At 69.8% G+C, this 14,396-nt stretch carries 14 protein-coding genes; 5 read left to right on the forward strand and 9 right to left on the reverse strand.

Going from position 1 to position 14,396, the window contains the following annotated elements:
* Positions 1–75: 75 nt before the first annotated feature.
* The 4 genes from ATK30_RS12345 to ATK30_RS12360 all read right to left on the reverse strand — a co-directional run bounded on the left by ATK30_RS12345 (position 76) and on the right by ATK30_RS12360 (position 4,952).
* Positions 76–873, reverse strand: a complete 798-nt coding sequence (locus tag ATK30_RS12345) for a TIGR02569 family protein (RefSeq protein ID WP_101435730.1) — start codon at positions 871–873, stop codon at positions 76–78.
* Between the two features lie 547 nt (positions 874–1,420).
* Positions 1,421–2,602, reverse strand: coding sequence for an adenylyltransferase/sulfurtransferase MoeZ (gene moeZ / locus ATK30_RS12350; RefSeq protein WP_037353382.1), 1,182 nt, complete (start codon positions 2,600–2,602; stop codon positions 1,421–1,423).
* Positions 2,603–2,700: 98 nt separating this feature from the next.
* Complete coding sequence (locus ATK30_RS12355; protein WP_101435731.1) at positions 2,701–3,858, reverse strand: DUF3152 domain-containing protein; 1,158 nt, start codon at positions 3,856–3,858, stop codon at positions 2,701–2,703.
* Between the two features lie 80 nt (positions 3,859–3,938).
* A complete protein-coding gene (locus ATK30_RS12360) occupies positions 3,939–4,952 on the reverse strand; it encodes an alpha/beta fold hydrolase (RefSeq protein WP_208637330.1) in 1,014 nt (337 codons plus the stop codon).
* A gap of 81 nt (positions 4,953–5,033) precedes the next feature.
* Here ATK30_RS12360 and ATK30_RS12365 point away from each other — a divergent pair, with 81 nt between their 5' ends.
* Both ATK30_RS12365 and ATK30_RS12370 read left to right on the forward strand, forming a co-directional pair.
* Positions 5,034–5,657, forward strand: coding sequence for a TetR/AcrR family transcriptional regulator (locus ATK30_RS12365; RefSeq protein ID WP_009072985.1), 624 nt, complete (start codon positions 5,034–5,036; stop codon positions 5,655–5,657).
* A 5-nt stretch (positions 5,658–5,662) separates the two neighbouring features.
* Positions 5,663–6,337, forward strand: coding sequence for an alpha/beta fold hydrolase (locus tag ATK30_RS12370; protein WP_101435733.1), 675 nt, complete (start codon positions 5,663–5,665; stop codon positions 6,335–6,337).
* A gap of 1 nt (position 6,338) precedes the next feature.
* Here ATK30_RS12370 and ATK30_RS12375 read toward each other — a convergent pair whose 3' ends face one another.
* The 3 genes from ATK30_RS12375 to ATK30_RS12385 all read right to left on the reverse strand — a co-directional run bounded on the left by ATK30_RS12375 (position 6,339) and on the right by ATK30_RS12385 (position 9,869).
* Positions 6,339–7,925 (reverse strand): ATP-binding protein, encoded by a 1,587-nt coding sequence (locus ATK30_RS12375; RefSeq protein ID WP_208637331.1) that lies wholly within the window; start codon positions 7,923–7,925, stop codon positions 6,339–6,341.
* Between the two features lie 98 nt (positions 7,926–8,023).
* On the reverse strand, positions 8,024–8,926 hold the full coding sequence (locus ATK30_RS12380; RefSeq protein ID WP_101435735.1) for an alpha/beta fold hydrolase: 903 nt from the start codon (positions 8,924–8,926) through the stop codon (positions 8,024–8,026).
* Positions 8,927–8,960: 34 nt separating this feature from the next.
* Positions 8,961–9,869: an AurF N-oxygenase family protein gene (locus tag ATK30_RS12385; protein ID WP_101440778.1), complete on the reverse strand. Its 909-nt coding sequence runs from the start codon at positions 9,867–9,869 to the stop codon at positions 8,961–8,963.
* Positions 9,870–9,971: 102 nt separating this feature from the next.
* Between ATK30_RS12385 and ATK30_RS12390 the strand changes: the two genes are divergently transcribed.
* The gene (locus ATK30_RS12390; protein ID WP_101435736.1) at positions 9,972–10,766 is read left to right on the forward strand and encodes a TetR/AcrR family transcriptional regulator; all 795 of its coding nucleotides are present in this window, start codon (positions 9,972–9,974) and stop codon (positions 10,764–10,766) included.
* Positions 10,767–10,780: 14 nt separating this feature from the next.
* Positions 10,781–11,101: a DUF4873 domain-containing protein gene (locus ATK30_RS12395; protein ID WP_101435737.1), complete on the forward strand. Its 321-nt coding sequence runs from the start codon at positions 10,781–10,783 to the stop codon at positions 11,099–11,101.
* 80 nt (positions 11,102–11,181) lie between these two features.
* On the opposite strand, the gene ATK30_RS12400 is transcribed toward ATK30_RS12395, so the two are convergent.
* Together ATK30_RS12400 and ATK30_RS12405 are read right to left on the reverse strand one after the other, a co-directional pair.
* The gene (locus tag ATK30_RS12400; protein ID WP_009072973.1) at positions 11,182–11,412 is read right to left on the reverse strand and encodes a DUF3107 domain-containing protein; all 231 of its coding nucleotides are present in this window, start codon (positions 11,410–11,412) and stop codon (positions 11,182–11,184) included.
* Between the two features lie 103 nt (positions 11,413–11,515).
* Complete coding sequence (locus ATK30_RS12405) at positions 11,516–12,196, reverse strand: ferritin-like fold-containing protein (protein WP_208637332.1); 681 nt, start codon at positions 12,194–12,196, stop codon at positions 11,516–11,518.
* A 503-nt stretch (positions 12,197–12,699) separates the two neighbouring features.
* Here ATK30_RS12405 and ATK30_RS12410 point away from each other — a divergent pair.
* Positions 12,700–14,298 carry a DEAD/DEAH box helicase gene (locus ATK30_RS12410; RefSeq protein WP_167442158.1) on the forward strand — a complete coding sequence of 533 codons (1,599 nt, stop codon included), beginning with the start codon at positions 12,700–12,702 and terminating at the stop codon, positions 14,296–14,298.
* Positions 14,299–14,396 lie beyond the last annotated feature (98 nt).

A 14,396-nucleotide genomic window follows, 5' to 3' on the forward strand; every position in this document is an offset into this window, starting at 1 on the left:
CTGTGTTACCTCGACGTGCCGGAATGTTTCAGGGAGTTGACATTGCCCGCCGTCAGGGCGGGGTCGCGCAGTGAGTCAGAGGATCGCGCTGACCTCGCGGGCGGCCGCGCGCAGGCCGTCCAGTGCGGCGTTGGTGGAACGAGGGTCGAGCGCGTGCGAGGCTAGACGGAAGAGAATGGCACGCAGGAGGAGCTGGGGCCACTCGGGAAGGTGTGCCCAGCGTTCCAGGAGCGCTCCGGTCGCCCCGCCCCAGATCAGCGAGTCGACCGCGGCGATCGCCGCGCCCCATTCGCCGGGGCGGTAGTAGGCGACGAAATCGACTACGCCAGGGGCCGCGTCGCCGTCGAAGAGCAGACCGGCGAGGAGTTCGCCGTGGGCCACCTGGTGCGGAAGTTTGATCGGGCGGCGGGACGGGGCGAGGATTTCGAACCAGCGGCCGCCTTTTTCCTCGGGAAGGGGGCGGTCCAGTTCTTCCCAGGCGATGCGGTCGGCGATGGCGTCCCGGTCGTCGCGGGACGAGAGGAAGTCCGGACGGGGCAGATCCGCGGTGGCTCGGTGCAGGCGGACCGCGGCCAGGACCGATTCCTCGCAGCGGTGTTCGGTGGTGCCGGGGAGGTACCGCCACGCTGACCAGTCGCCGACGATCCAGCGGCCGTCCCTCGACCGCACCGGCTTGGCGATGCGGAGGCCGGGGTCGTCGGCGAAATCGAGGGCTCGGGCGGTCCAGAGGGCTTGGGAGCGGTCGGTGACGCGTTTGAAGACCACGTCCCCGGCGTGCCAGGTTTCGGAGTCCGGGAGCAGGGTGATGGCGCCGGCGTCGCTGCCGAACGCGGAGCAGACGCGTTCGGAGGGACGTTCGAGGGTTGACCGCACAAAGGGGGAGGTTACCCCGGTGAGGGGTGGGTTATTGCGGAGACTCGCTGGTCATGGGTGGTTTCTCGGGTGCGGGGGTTGGTGGGGTCGGTCGGGCGGCTCGTCGCCTGGCGGCGACATTGCGCAGGGGCGGGGCGTGGGGCACCCCGAAGCTGGATTGTGCTGACGGTTCGGGGGTGCTTGTCAAGGCGGGAAAGATGCCTTGACAAGCACCCCCGAACCGCAGGGAGGCTTCGTATCGGGGTGCGGGGGAGGTGTGGGTGCCTCGCTTGTTTGGTGCGTCGGCGGCGGTTTGGTGGGGTGGGGCGCGGGGGGTGGCGTGGGTGCGCTGAGGGTTGGGTGCGTCGGCGGCGGTGTCGTGGGTGGGCGCGGGGCTTGGGTGGGTGGTCGCGTGGGTTCGCGGATTGCCTGGATGGCACCCCAATGCGGCATGGGGTGCGGTGCCGGGTGGGCGCTCACGACCCTGGCCGAAGCCTGAAATACGTGAAGGGCTCCTTCAGGGAATCTAAGTCCCTCAAGGAGCCCTTCACGGACAGGCAGCAGTACCTCAGTAGGTCGGCAGGCTCGGGTCGATCTGCCGTGCCCAGGCCAGGACTCCGCCGCCCAGGTGGGTGGCGTCCTTGAAGCCGGCCGCGTGCAGGGCGGCCAGTGCCTCTGCCGAGCGGGCGCCGGACTTGCAGTGCAGGACGATCGGCTTGTCCTGCGGCAGTTCCGCCAGTGCCTCGCCGGACAGGATGCGGTCCTTCGGGATCAGCGTGGCGCCCTTGATGTTGACGATCTCGTACTCGTGCGGCTCGCGGACGTCGATCAGGGCGAAGTCCTCGCCGGAGTCGAACTTCGCCTTCAGTTCCGCGGGCGTGATCGTGCTGCCGGAGGCGGCCGAGGCTGCTTCTTCCGACACCACGCCGCAGAAGGCTTCGTAGTCGATCAGTTCCGTGATCTTCGGGGTCTCCGGGTCCTTGCGGATCTTGACCTCGCGGTACTTCATCTCCAGCGCGTCATAGGAGATCAACCGCCCGAGCAGCGGTTCTCCGATGCCGGTGATGAGCTTGATCGCCTCGGTCACCATGATCGAGCCGATCGACGCGCACAGCACGCCCAGCACTCCGCCTTCCGCGCAGGACGGGACCATGCCCGGGGGCGGCGGCTCGGGGTAGAGATCCCGGTAGTTGAGACCCTTGCCGTTCGGAGCGTCCTCCCAGAAGACGCTGACCTGGCCTTCGAACCGGAAGATCGAGCCCCACACATACGGCTTTCCGAGCAGCACCGCCGCGTCGTTGACCAGGTAGCGGGTGGCGAAGTTGTCCGTGCCGTCGAGGATCAGGTCGTACTGCCGGAAGATCTCCAGCGCGTTCGCCGATTCGAGCCGCTCGGTGTGCAGGTGCACCTTGACCAGCGGGTTGATCTCCGCGATCGATTCCTGCGCCGACGCGGCCTTGAGCTTGCCGACGTCGGACTGGCCGTGGATCACCTGGCGCTGCAGGTTGGATTCGTCGACGACGTCGAAGTCGATGATGCCGAGCGTGCCCACGCCGGCCGCCGCCAGGTACAGCAGCGCCGGGCTTCCGAGGCCGCCCGCACCGATGACCAGGACCTTCGCGTTCTTCAACCGCTTCTGCCCGACCACCCCGACGTCCGGGATGATCAGGTGACGGCTGTACCGGGCCACCTCTTCCTTGGTGAGCTCGGCTGCCGGCTCTACGAGCGGCGGCAGTGCCGTGTCTGACATCGGGTCCTCCATACTCGCGCGGGTCGCGTAGTCGATCCCAGTATGTTCAACGCCCGCTCGCAAGGGAGACTTCCCTGCTCTCAGATCGTGGGACGTTGTTACTGGCCCGGCGGAGTCGGGTTCGGCCACGCGTTCGGCTTGCACACGCGATGGTCCGCGGCGACCTTGCCCTTGTCGCCGCCGGGGATGTTGTTGAGCATCGCGACGTAGTCGTCGGCGACGCCGAACGACTGCTGCATCATCACCGGCGCGGGCTGGTCGTTTCCGGGGCAGCCCACGTGATTGTTGCCCAGCGCGTGCCCGACCTCGTGGTTGATGGCGTACTGCCGGTACCCCGTCATGTCCGGACCGTAGACCTTCGCGCCGCGCACCCAGCGCGACAAGTTGATCAGCACCCGGCCCATGCTGCGCCGGTAGCAGGAGGCCTCGAATTTGATCTGGAACCCGCACGCGTCCGGCCGGTGCGTGGTGTCCGGCGTGGTGAGGCTCACCCGGAAACTCGGGTCTGGATAGCTCGCGTCGACCCGCTGCAACCGGATCTCGCCGTTCCAGGTCCAGCTGCGCGGATCGGACAAAATGCCCTGCACCGCGGTCCCGAAGCTGTCGTCTCCGGCGTAGCTCGCCGGATCGATGCCGTCCTCGACCTCGACGGTGTAGGTGTAGAGCTTCCCGCTCTTGCCCACGACGTCGCTCGACCCCGGCACGATGTGCCAGGTCCCCTTGCCGGTCTGCGTGAACGGACCGCCGCTGGGCAGGTCGGCGGTCGGCACGTTGAGGTTCACCGGCTGCGCGGGGTTCTCCGGGATGCCTCCGCCCCCGTCGATCGCGCCCGAGGACGTGTCGCCGGACGCGACCTCGCCGCTGCTCCCGACGCCTGCGTCGGGCGAGCTGGTGGCCGTGTTGACCGCGACCAGCACGGTGATCACGGCCAGGATCGGCAGCGCGTACACCCGCCAGCCGTACGTCTTCACGAACCGCCCGAACTGGGACTGCTTCTTCTTCGGCTCCGGACGCTTCTCCGCGCCGTCCTTGGGTTTCCAGGAGGCGGCCAGCGGCTCAGCGCTCGTGCGGCGTCCGCCCGGCCGGTACCGGTCCTCGCCCACGCGCTGGGCGGGCTTGCGCGCGGGCCGGTACTGGCCGACGCGCGACGAGTCGGCCTCCGCGTCGCCCGACCCGGAGGACGCTGAACGCCGGGCCGACCCAGCGGTCGGGCCCCGCCGGTCCTTCGCTCGCGCGTCCTGCTTCAGCCGGTCCACCGACCCAGGGTGCCACACGGCGGCGACCTTCCCGGCAGCGACTGGCGGGCTCCCCGGCGATCCGCGGTCCCCCGTTCGGGCTACCAGGAGCCCTTGTCCGCGCCCTCCCACAGACCGAGCACGGCACGGGCGACCACCTGCGGACGTTCCATCTGGGCGACGTGTCCGGTGCGCGGGAGGACCAGCAGCCGGGCGCGCGGAATCGTCTGCGCGGTCCGCAGCGCGCGCTTGACCGAGATCACCCGGTCGTGGAGTCCCCAGACGACCAGCGTCGGGGCCTCGACCTGCTTGGCGACCGACCACAGCGACGTGGCGCCGAGCGCGGTCCAGCGCCGGAAGATGCCGAACGTGCTGCGCTCCATCGCGGCCAGCGCCCACGGGAACCCGGCGCGCGCGGCGTGCTCCTCGACCAGTTCGTCCAGCCGGGCGTCCGGGAAGCGCGACGGGTCGTGGAAGCACAGCTTGATGACCTGCGCGGCGCGTTCGCGAGCCGTCATCCCGGCCATCCGGCGGCGCACCCGCGCGCCGACCACCGGCAGGTAGGCCAGCGCCATCAGCGGATCGGACAGCCGGCGCGGGTCCGGGCGGCGGTCGGGCATCGCCGGGGAAATCAGGGTGAGAGTTCTCACCAGCTCCGGCCGCCGTGCCGCGACCAGCAGCGCGATCGCGCCGCCCATCGAGTTGCCGAGCAGATGCACCGGCTTTCCGAGCCGCTCCAGCCGGCCCGCGATGACGTCGGCGTGGTCGTCGAGGCTGTACGCGAACCCTTCCGCGGGCTCCGAATAGCCGAATCCGGGCAGGTCAACAGCCTGTCCGGCGGCGGTCGGGGCGAGCAGCGCGGCCAGGTCGGTCCAGTTCGTGGACGATCCGCCGAGCCCGTGCACGTACACCGCGGGCGTGCCGTCCGGGCCGGGCGTGTGCCGGATGTGGAGGCCGTCTTCGACCGTTCCCGGCCAGGCTGGCAGCGCCCCGTCGAGCGGCGGAAGGGGCGTAGTCGACAATGGCACCTGGGTCACCGGCGGGCGGACCGCCGCCGCGGTGGCGGGGCGGGAGGTCGTGGTGGTCACCAGTCCAGGATGCCTGACCCTTGGCATTTCGGGCGTACCCACGAGTAATGTCAGGTTCACTTCACGCGGTGGTGAACCCGCCCGGCGAAGGCTGCGGACGGAGGAAGTATGACGGAGATGGCGCGACTGCAACGAGGCGTCCGGTTGCCCCGGACCGAGCGCCGGGCCCAGTTGCTGACAGCCGCGCAGCGCGTCTTCGCCGAGCACGGGTACCACGCGGCGGCGATGGACGAGATCGCCGAAGAGGCCGGCGTCAGCAAACCGGTGCTCTACCAGCACTTCCCCGGCAAGCTCGACCTCTACATCGCGCTGCTGGAAAGCCACGTCGACGACCTGGTCGGCCGGGTGCAGGGCGCGCTGAACTCCACCACGGACAACCGCCAGCGCGTCCCGGCCACGGTCGGCGCGTTCTTCGACTTCGTGAACAACGACGCGGGCGCGTTCCGCATGGTCTTCGAATCCGATCTGCGCGGCGAACCCGCCGTCCAGGAGGCGGTGGACCGCGCGACATCGGCCAGCGTCGAGGCCATCACCGAGACGATCACCTCCGACGCCGGTCTTGACGAGGAGAAGGCCCGCCTGCTGGCCGTCGGCCTGGTCGGGATGAGCCAGGTCAGCGCGCGCTACTGGCTGCAGCACAACCAGTCGATGAGCCGCGAGGACGCGGTGGCGCTTACCGCGAACCTCGCCTGGCGCGGCATCGGCGGCGGTTTCCCGCTCAAGGACAACTGACTCCAGTGCCCGCCCTCGCGGTGCCGGGCACGTTCTGCAGCCCGCGGATCTACGCACGGCTGGCGGCCGCGCTGCCCGACGAACTGGACGCGGTCGACTGGATGACCGCGCCCGGTCCGTGGCGGATCGAGGACATCGCGGCGCGGGTCGCCGACCGGATCGACCAGCACGGCCGCCCGGTCACGCTGATCGGACACTCCACGGGCGGCTGTATCGCGGCGGTCGTCGCGGCCGCCCGGCCGGATCTGGTGTCCGCGCTGCTGCTGGCGAACACCGGCGCGCACATGCGCGGCCACGGCGACGTCGACCGGATCCTGGCCACGATCGCCTCGGCCTGGGGTCCGGACCTGCACGCCGCGGTGCTCGACCGGTCCTTCGCCACCCCGTTGCCGCCGGACCTGCGCGCTGAACTGCTCGACTACGCCGCCCGCGTCCCGGCCGAAGCCGCACTGGAAGTCCTGCGGAGCCAACGGGATCTGGACCTCACGCCACGCCTGGCGTCGATCCGCTGCCCGGTCACGGTCCTGCACGGAATCCACGACCGGGCCCGCACTCTCGCGGACGCTCAGCACCTCGTCGACCACCTGCCGAACAGCGAACTCGTCACCGTGGAGACCGGGCACTCCCCGATCTGGGAAGACGTCCCGGCCACCGTCGCCGCGCTCGAACGGCTCCGCTAGCTCATTCGCGCGGTTTTCGCTGCCGCGGCACCGATCTCGCCGCGCCGGGTAGTTCGACCAGCAGTTGTTCGAGAGGCACACTCTCCGGCAGTGCGCTGTGCGGATCGGTCAGCCAGGCGTCGGATTTGCTTCGCTGGGACGGTTGTTCGCCGTCAGCCAGCAAGGCGACGTAGCAGCCGTAGTCGATGGCGAACCCGTCGTAAAGCGTTCCCGGCCGCTTCCGGCTGACGATTCCGCGTCGCACGAGGTGGACGAGCCGGGCGTCGTTCAGATCGCGCACGGTCGGATCGTTCGCGCCACTGGCGTGCTCGAGCAGGAAAGTACGCGAGCGCCGACGGCCGACGACCTCGTCCACCAGCCACCGAAGTGTCGTCAAACCCGGTTCGTTCCCGGCGATGGCGGCGTACTTGTCCCGCAGATACCAGTCTTGCGCGGCCTGCCGGACGTGCCGGATCCCGATCGTCGCCGTGTTCGCGTGCTGCGCGGCCAAGGCGGCGATGTTGATCGCGTCGCGGGGCACGCCCTCGGCCGCGCGCACGAGTTCGGGAAACGCGGTGCGGCTGAACGCGGTGGCCACGAATTCCGCCGGGTCGTCGGTCACCGGCATCCGCGGTCGTACGTGATTGAGGAACAGCTCGGCGAAAAACTGCCTCGACTGGGTCCGGCCGTGATCGAACCGGAGCACGTCGTCGAAGCTGACCGCGGAGGCCGCGTCCGCGCCGACCTCGATGCCGACGTAGTCGCCTTCGTCGCCGGGTTCGCGGAACCGGGACCGGCGTTCGATCGCCGCGATCTTGACCGTCGTCCCGCGCGTCGGAAGCACGCTGCGGCGCAGCAAATCCGCCAGCAACGGTTGCAGCTCAAGGGGAATGGAGCTCCACTCGTCCAGCAACAGCCACAGCCGGGCAGGCGCCAGCGCGGCCGTGATCCGGGCCAGCGCCCGGCTGAGCGGCCCGAAAATGACCTGGTGATGCTCGGTTCCGGTGCGCCGCAACCGATCCGAAGCCGTGACCGAATGCCTGCTGCTGCCCGACATCCTCACCTGACCGCGCGGACCGCCCGGTCCCCAAGACGCCGATGCCCCAGCGCCGGCCGACTGCTCCGCAGAACCTCCGACAGTCGTCTCCCGCTCGACGTTCCCGATGACCTCGACCGTCGTCGCCGCTTCGGTCAACTCGTCCAAGCCCTGCAGCAAACCTTCCTGGTCGGAAACCCTGGCCTCGATCGCCGTGGTCAGCAGCTGTTCGTGCACCGCTTCCAGCGTGTCGACCAGCAGCTGGGTACCCCTGAGCGAGACCGGCAACTGCTGATTCGCGTACAGGCCGCTGGTGGAGCCGACCGTGCGCAAATCCAGGTACACCGCGACATCGTGGGTCTCTTCGACCAGATCGGCCAGGTACAGCAAGGCGTGCGTTTTCCCGGTGCCGCGGCGGCCGTACAGGATCTGGTGGTCAGCGGAATGCAGCATCGCCGAAAACGACCCGGCCACCACGAAGGTTTTGGCCAGCGTATGCCGGTCCACGCTCTCCGCCCGCCGGGAAATCGCCATCAGGCTCCGGTTGACGTGCGCGCTCAGCGGCTGCCCCATGCCCGTCCTGTCTGTCGGCGATATCCCAGCCACCCAGCGTGACAGCGCCGGGCGGCCGGGAACAGCCGACAGTCAGGTACGAGCGCGAACGCGCACGGTCACGAAACCCGCAGCAGTGCTCCGATCCGCTTCGCGACCTCGCCCGCCCGCTCCTGTGGCAGCATGTGCCCAGCACCGGGGAAACGGACAAACTCCGCGTCCGGCAGCTCTTCCGCGATCACTTTCGCGTGCGGCAGCGGGCAAAGCCGGTCCTTCTCCCCCGCCAGCACCACGGACGGGGTACCGCGCAATGTCGCCAGGGCGACACGGCGGTCATGGGTCGAAATCGCGTCCTGGAACGCGCCGAGACTCGCCGGATGCGCGCACAACAGCTGATCCGCGACCAGCCGAAGGTCCGCGCGGCGCGGGTGGTCGCCGAACACGAGGAACCGCGCGCCCGAACGCACCATCGCCGGGCTCAACGGCAGCCGCTCGCCTTTCCGATGCGACAACGCTTTCGCCAGCCGGCGCTCGAACCGCGCGGAGAACTGGCCCGCCATTCCGGGCAGCCCCAACGTGATCCGGTCCATCTGCCCGGACGACGTCGCCACGAACGCCGCCCCGACGACCCGGTCCCGGACCAGCTCCGGATGCCGCTCGGCCAGCGCCATCATGGTCATGCCGCCCATCGAATGCCCGGCGAGCACCAGCGGACCCGACGGCACGCGAGCGGCGATCAGCTCGGCCAGATCGTCGGCCAGCCGCGGAATCGTCCCGGTTTCCTTGGTCGCGGGCGCGGAACCGCCGTGCCCGCGCAGGTCGTAGCGCAGCGTCCGGACGCCCGGCCCGAGGTGCTCCATGACGCCGTCCCACGTGCGGTGGTCCTGCGTCCAGCCGTGCACCAGCACCAGCGTCACCGCGGCATCGGCCGGGCCGCTCATTTCGACGTGCAGCGCACAGCCGTCGCTGGTCACGAACCGATGCTCGCGGGCGGGATTCCGCAGCCGCTCGACGGTAGTCATTTCGCCTCCGCGGGAGGAAGTACGTCGGCGGTAGTCATTTGCCCTCCGGCAACAAGAAAGACTTGCGCCAGAAGGGCTTCCCCGGCAGCCCGACCAGACCGGACTCCTGCAGGAACGGCATGATCTTCTCCCCCGCCCACGCGATCGTCCCGCGCCAGTGCGGATTGTTCAGCGCCGTCTGGACGCCCTCGCTCGGCCGGATCCCCACCGCCTTGTAGACGTTCGGGTTGATGAACGCCCGCGTCACGAAGTACGAGATCAGCGCGATGCTGAACTGCTGGTAGGCGATCTCCGCGCGGCCGAGTTTCGCCATCCCCCGGGTGACTTCCTCGCGGGCGAAGGTGACGTGCCGCGCCTCCTCCAGCACGTGGATCCGGTTGACCATCCGGACCAGCGGCTGGATCTGGTCGTCGTTCATCTGCTCGCGCTGCAGCCGGTCGAGCACCTCCTCGGCGACCAGGATCGCGCCGTAGCGCGCCGGACCGTAGGAAATGGTCGGCATCAGCTTCGCGAACTGCCGCAGCACCGGCACCGGACCGTAGGTCGGGCAGCCGATCCGCGCGGACATCCTCGCGAACATGGTGGAGTGCCGGCATTCGTCGGCGATCTCGGTGAGCGCGAACTGCGCGTGCGCCGTCGTCGGGTCCTGCTCGTAGATCTCCTTGAGCAGCATCTGCATCAGGAGGATCTCGAACCACAGGCCCGTGGTCGCGATGCTGGCCATCTCGTGCTTGCCCAGCTCGATCCGCTGCTCCGGGCTCAGCCGGTCCCACAGCGGAGTGCCGTACAGCGACGAGCGCTCCGGCAGGATGTACCGCTTGCCCTCGACGAGCGGTGCGTCCCAGTCGATGTCGACGTCCGGGTCGTAGAACTTGTTCGCCGCCGACTTCAGCAACCGCTGTGCCGTCGCCTCCCGGTCGGTCACCTTGAGCGTCCGCGTCATCATCAGCCCCTTCCAGCGCCTGACTCGCCGTTGAATCGAGAAGCCGCGTCCCGCTGCCCCCACAGGAACATGTAACCCGTGGTAACAGTTACCTCTGGTAGCATGACCCCCGTGATCGAACGTGTCAAGCGCTCCAGCAAGCAGTCCGGCAAGCAGGCAGCCGACACCGAGACCGGCGCGGGCAGTACCGGCGACGCCCGCCGCGATCGCTGGCGCAAGCACCGCATCGCCCGCCGCGCGGAGTTCGTCGAAGCTGCCCTGCGCGCGCTCGACGCGCACGGTCCAGACCTCGGCATGGAGGACGTCGCCGCGGAAGCGGGCGTCACGAAACCCGTGCTGTACCGGCATTTCGAGGACAAGGCCGACCTGTACGTAGCGCTCGGCCAGCGCGGCACGGAGATCCTTTTCGAGCGGCTGATCCCGGCGATCAACGCGGAACTCGCGCCGGTGCCGCGGATCCGGATGGCGCTCGACGCGTTCTTCGGCGTCATCGAGGAGCATCCGAACCTGTACCGCTTGCTGGCACACGGCGGGCTGCCGGGCAAAAGCGCCGATTCGGACGTCGTCGCGGAGGACAAGGAGGTCATCGCCACCGCGCTGACCGCGTTGCTCGGCGACTACATGCGGATGTTCAACATGGACTCCGGCGCGGCCGAACCGTGGGCGCACGGGATCGTCGGCATGGTCCAGAGCACCGGCGAATGGTGGCTGGACCGGCGCTCGATGGGCCGCGATTCGGTGGTCGAGTACCTCACCCAGATCATCTGGGCGGCGATCGACGGGCTCACCCGCCAGCAAGGCGTGGTGATCGACCCGAACCTGCCGCTCGAGGAGAACAAGGTCGTCCAGCTCGGACGCAGCGAGAACAACACCGCCGCCGGCAACGAGGCCGGCTGACGAGAGGACCCCGGATGAGCGACGAAGACGGCTACACGGGCTCGGCGACGCTGGTCGTCGACGGCGCGGAATTCGCCGCGGACGTCGATCTGCGCGGCTATTTCCAGCCGATCGACGGCTACTACCACTGGTACGGCCGCGTCGCCGAGAACCCGAAGCTGGCCGAGGCGGTCGGCGGGCGCAAGAAGGCGTGCGAGGTGCGGATCGGCGAGCACAGCGCCGAGGGCGAACTGTCCGATCCCGACCCGTGGGGCCGCTACCGGCTCACCGGCACGTCCACGCCGCCGTTTTCGGTCCCGAAGACGCTGGCCGAGGTCGAAGAAGCCACCGCCTGAGCCGCGGCTGACCACGGCTGACCGCACGAAAAGGCCGCCCCGGAAGCGATCTCCGGGGCGGCCTTTCGCGTACGGCTGGATCAGTCGCCGACGCCGAACCCGACCTTGCGGACGTCGGACGGGGCGATCTCGACGTACGCGATGCGGTCGGACGGGACCAGGTACTTGCGGCCCTTCTCGTCGTTGAGGCGGAAGAGCCCGTCACCGGCCGTCAGCGCCTCGGCGACCAGCTTCTCCACCTCTTCGGGAGTCTGGCCACTGGACACCACCAGCTCGCGCGGCGTGTCCTTGATGCCGATCTTGACCTCCACGTGGGACCTCCGCTGGAAACTCGTTGTGACTACGCCCGGCAAGGCTAACCGAAGCGGGCCGCCGCGGTGGCGCGCGACCAGCAGGTGACTCGCGACCACCCGCTCAGCCCAGCCCCAGCGCCTGCATGCGTTTGGTGTGCCCCTGCTGCAACCGGCGGAACAGCGCGCCGATTCCCGCGAGGTCTCCGGACCCGGCGACGATCAGTTCGGCCAGGCCATCGCGTTCGGCCACCACGTACTGCGCCTGGGTGAGCGCCTCGCCGAGCAGGCGGCGCCCCCACAGCGCGAGCTTGTCGCGTGCCTTCGGATCGGCCTTGATCCCGGCCGCGACTTCGCGTTCGGCGAACGCCGAATGCCCCGTGTCGGCGAGGACGGTCAGCACCAGGTCCTTGGTCTCGGCGTCGAGCCAGCTCGCGATCTCGCGGTAGAGATCGGCCGCGAGCCCGTCCCCGACGTACGCCTTGACCAGCGACTCCAGCCACGATTTGGGCCGGGTGGAGGCGTGCCAGGCGTCCACTTGCGACACGAACGGGGCCATCGCGTCCTCGACCGCGACGCCGTGCGTGGCCAGATGCTTCGTCAGCAGATCGAGGTGCCCGATCTCGGCGGCCGCCATCGAGGCGAGCGCGGCGCGGCCGGCGAGCGTCGGCGCGCTGCGGGCGTCCTCGGCCATCCGGTCGAACGCGGAGAGCTCCAGGTAGGCGATCACGCCGAGCAGGTCGACGACGCCTTCGCTGATCACGGGCGGGGAGGTGGCGGATGTGGCTTCGGCGGGGTCGGTCACGGCGACGAGGGTATCGCCGAACCGCAGGCCCGCGCCGTGAAGAGACCGATCCCACGCCGCGCCGCCGCTCCCCGGTATTCCCCGGAAAAGACCTGACCAGGTACAGTGGGGTCGGATAAACAGAAGCTTCGCCGCGCCGGACCGCCTTTTTCTCAAGGGCCCCGGGAGCGGCGGGAACCAGGCGAGCGGCCGGTGCCACCAGGGCGACCGGGGTTCGCCGCAAGTGTGCGTGCACGCCTCCCAGCGGCATTCCCGGGAGGGCGGCTCCGGCGCCACCGGCCTCCATCGCAGAGGCCGAGGTGCGAGTCAGGCCCCCGGTCGAGTGTCGAGTGACAACCGGCCTGTGCGCGCTGGTCACGAGAGAGGCGATCACCCTGACCGCAGAACAGTCCACAACCGAACAGACCGAACCCGCGCAGGCCGCCGCCGCTGTCGCCCTCGAGCACAGCGAAAACGGACCGGCCGCGCTGGACACGTCGCACCCGCTACAGGCCGGTGCCCCGGTGACCGAGGAGTCGCCGACGTTCGCGTCGTTCGGAGTGAAACCGGAAATCGTCAAAGCGCTCGAAGAGGCGGGCATCGAGCGCACCTTCGCCATCCAGGCACTGACCCTGCCGCTCGCCATGGCCGGCGACGACCTCATCGGCCAGGCCCGCACCGGCATGGGCAAGACGCTCGGGTTCGGCGTCCCGCTGCTGCACCGCGTGGAGGTGCCCGGCGACGGCACCCCGCAGGTACTCGTCGTGGTGCCCACGCGCGAGCTGTGCATCCAGGTCGCGAACGACCTGAAGGGCGCCGGGAAGCACCTCGGCATCCGCACGCTGGCGATCTACGGCGGGCGGCCGTACGAGCCGCAGATCGACGCGCTGCGCAAGGGCGTCGACGTCGTGATCGGCACGCCGGGCCGGCTCCTCGACCTCGCCGAGCAGCAGCACCTGGTGCTGGGCAAGATCCGCGGGCTCGTCCTCGACGAGGCCGACGAGATGCTGGACCTCGGCTTCCTGCCGGACATCGAGCGGATCCTCCGGATGGTGCCGGACGAGCGGCAGACGATGCTGTTCTCCGCCACGATGCCGGGCCCGATCATCACCCTCGCCCGGACGTTCCTGAACCAGCCCACGCACATCCGGGCCGAGGAGAACGACGCCGGCGCGATCCACGAGCGCACCGCGCAGTTCGTCTACCGCGCGCACTCGATGGACAAGACGGAGCTCATCGCGCGGGCGCTGCAGGCTGAAGGCCGCGGGCTCACGATGATCTTCAGCCGCACCAAGCGCACCGCCCAGAAGGTGGCCGACGACCTGGTGGAACGCGGTTTCGCCGCGGCCGCCGTGCACGGCGACCTCGGCCAGGGCGCGCGGGAGCAGGCGCTGCGCGCGTTCCGCTCGGGCAAGGTCGACGTCCTGGTGGCGACGGACGTCGCGGCCCGGGGCATCGACATCGACGACGTCACGCACGTGATCAACTACCAGTGCCCGGAGGACGAGAAGACCTACGTGCACCGCATCGGCCGCACCGGCCGCGCGGGCCGCACCGGGGTCGCGGTGACGCTCGTCGACTGGGACGAGGAACCGCGCTGGAAGCTGATCTCGGACACGCTGAACCTCGACCTGGCGGAGCCGGTGGAGACGTACTCGTCGTCCCCGCATCTGTACAGCGACCTGGGCATTCCGGAGGGCACGAAGGGCCGCCTGCCGCTCTCGAAGCGCACGCGCGCCGGCCTGTCCGCCGAGAAGGAAGAAGACCTGGGCGGCAAGCGCCGTGGCCGTCGCGGGTCGGCTGGCCCGGTTTCCTCGGAAGAGGAAGCCCCGCGCAAGCGCAACCGGACCCCGCGCAAGCGGACCCGCGGTGGCGCCCGTACGGCCGCCGCGGTCGAAGCCGCCGACGCCGCCACGTCGTCTTCTTCGCCGGAGCAGCAGGAAGACCGCCCCCGCACGCGCCGCCGCACCCGCTCGGGAGCCGACGCGACCGGCCCGGCGACCTCCGCGGGCAACGCCACCCCCGCGACGACTTCCGACTCCGGCGAGACCGGAGACCGCCCGGCACGCCGCCGCCGTCGCCGCCGTCCGTCCGCATCTGATACACCTGCGTCGGCAGACTGAGCGACACACCGGGAGTCAGTTACGTGAACGACCACGGGAACGGCACCGACGAGACGCCCCCCGAACCCGGTTCGAACGTAGCGGGCACTCCCGCGAAT

This window comes from Amycolatopsis echigonensis (assembly GCF_002846615.1).
Classification (GTDB): Bacteria; Actinomycetota; Actinomycetes; order Mycobacteriales; family Pseudonocardiaceae; genus Amycolatopsis; species Amycolatopsis echigonensis.

Bases quoted from the DNA above. Each gene is read 5' to 3' on its own strand.
- moeZ (WP_037353382.1), bottom strand. From the start codon at position 2,602: ATGTCAGACACGGCACTGCCGCCGCTCGTAGAGCCGGCAGCCGAGCTC.
- ATK30_RS12360 (WP_208637330.1), bottom strand. From the start codon at position 4,952: ATGCCAAGGGTCAGGCATCCTGGACTGGTGACCACCACGACCTCCCGC.
- ATK30_RS12365 (WP_009072985.1), top strand. From the start codon at position 5,034: ATGACGGAGATGGCGCGACTGCAACGAGGCGTCCGGTTGCCCCGGACC.
- ATK30_RS12375 (WP_208637331.1), bottom strand. From the start codon at position 7,925: ATGGGGCAGCCGCTGAGCGCGCACGTCAACCGGAGCCTGATGGCGATT.
- ATK30_RS12380 (WP_101435735.1), bottom strand. From the start codon at position 8,926: ATGACTACCGTCGAGCGGCTGCGGAATCCCGCCCGCGAGCATCGGTTC.
- ATK30_RS12385 (WP_101440778.1), bottom strand. From the start codon at position 9,869: ATGACGCGGACGCTCAAGGTGACCGACCGGGAGGCGACGGCACAGCGG.
- ATK30_RS12390 (WP_101435736.1), top strand. From the start codon at position 9,972: ATGACCCCCGTGATCGAACGTGTCAAGCGCTCCAGCAAGCAGTCCGGC.
- ATK30_RS12395 (WP_101435737.1), top strand. From the start codon at position 10,781: ATGAGCGACGAAGACGGCTACACGGGCTCGGCGACGCTGGTCGTCGAC.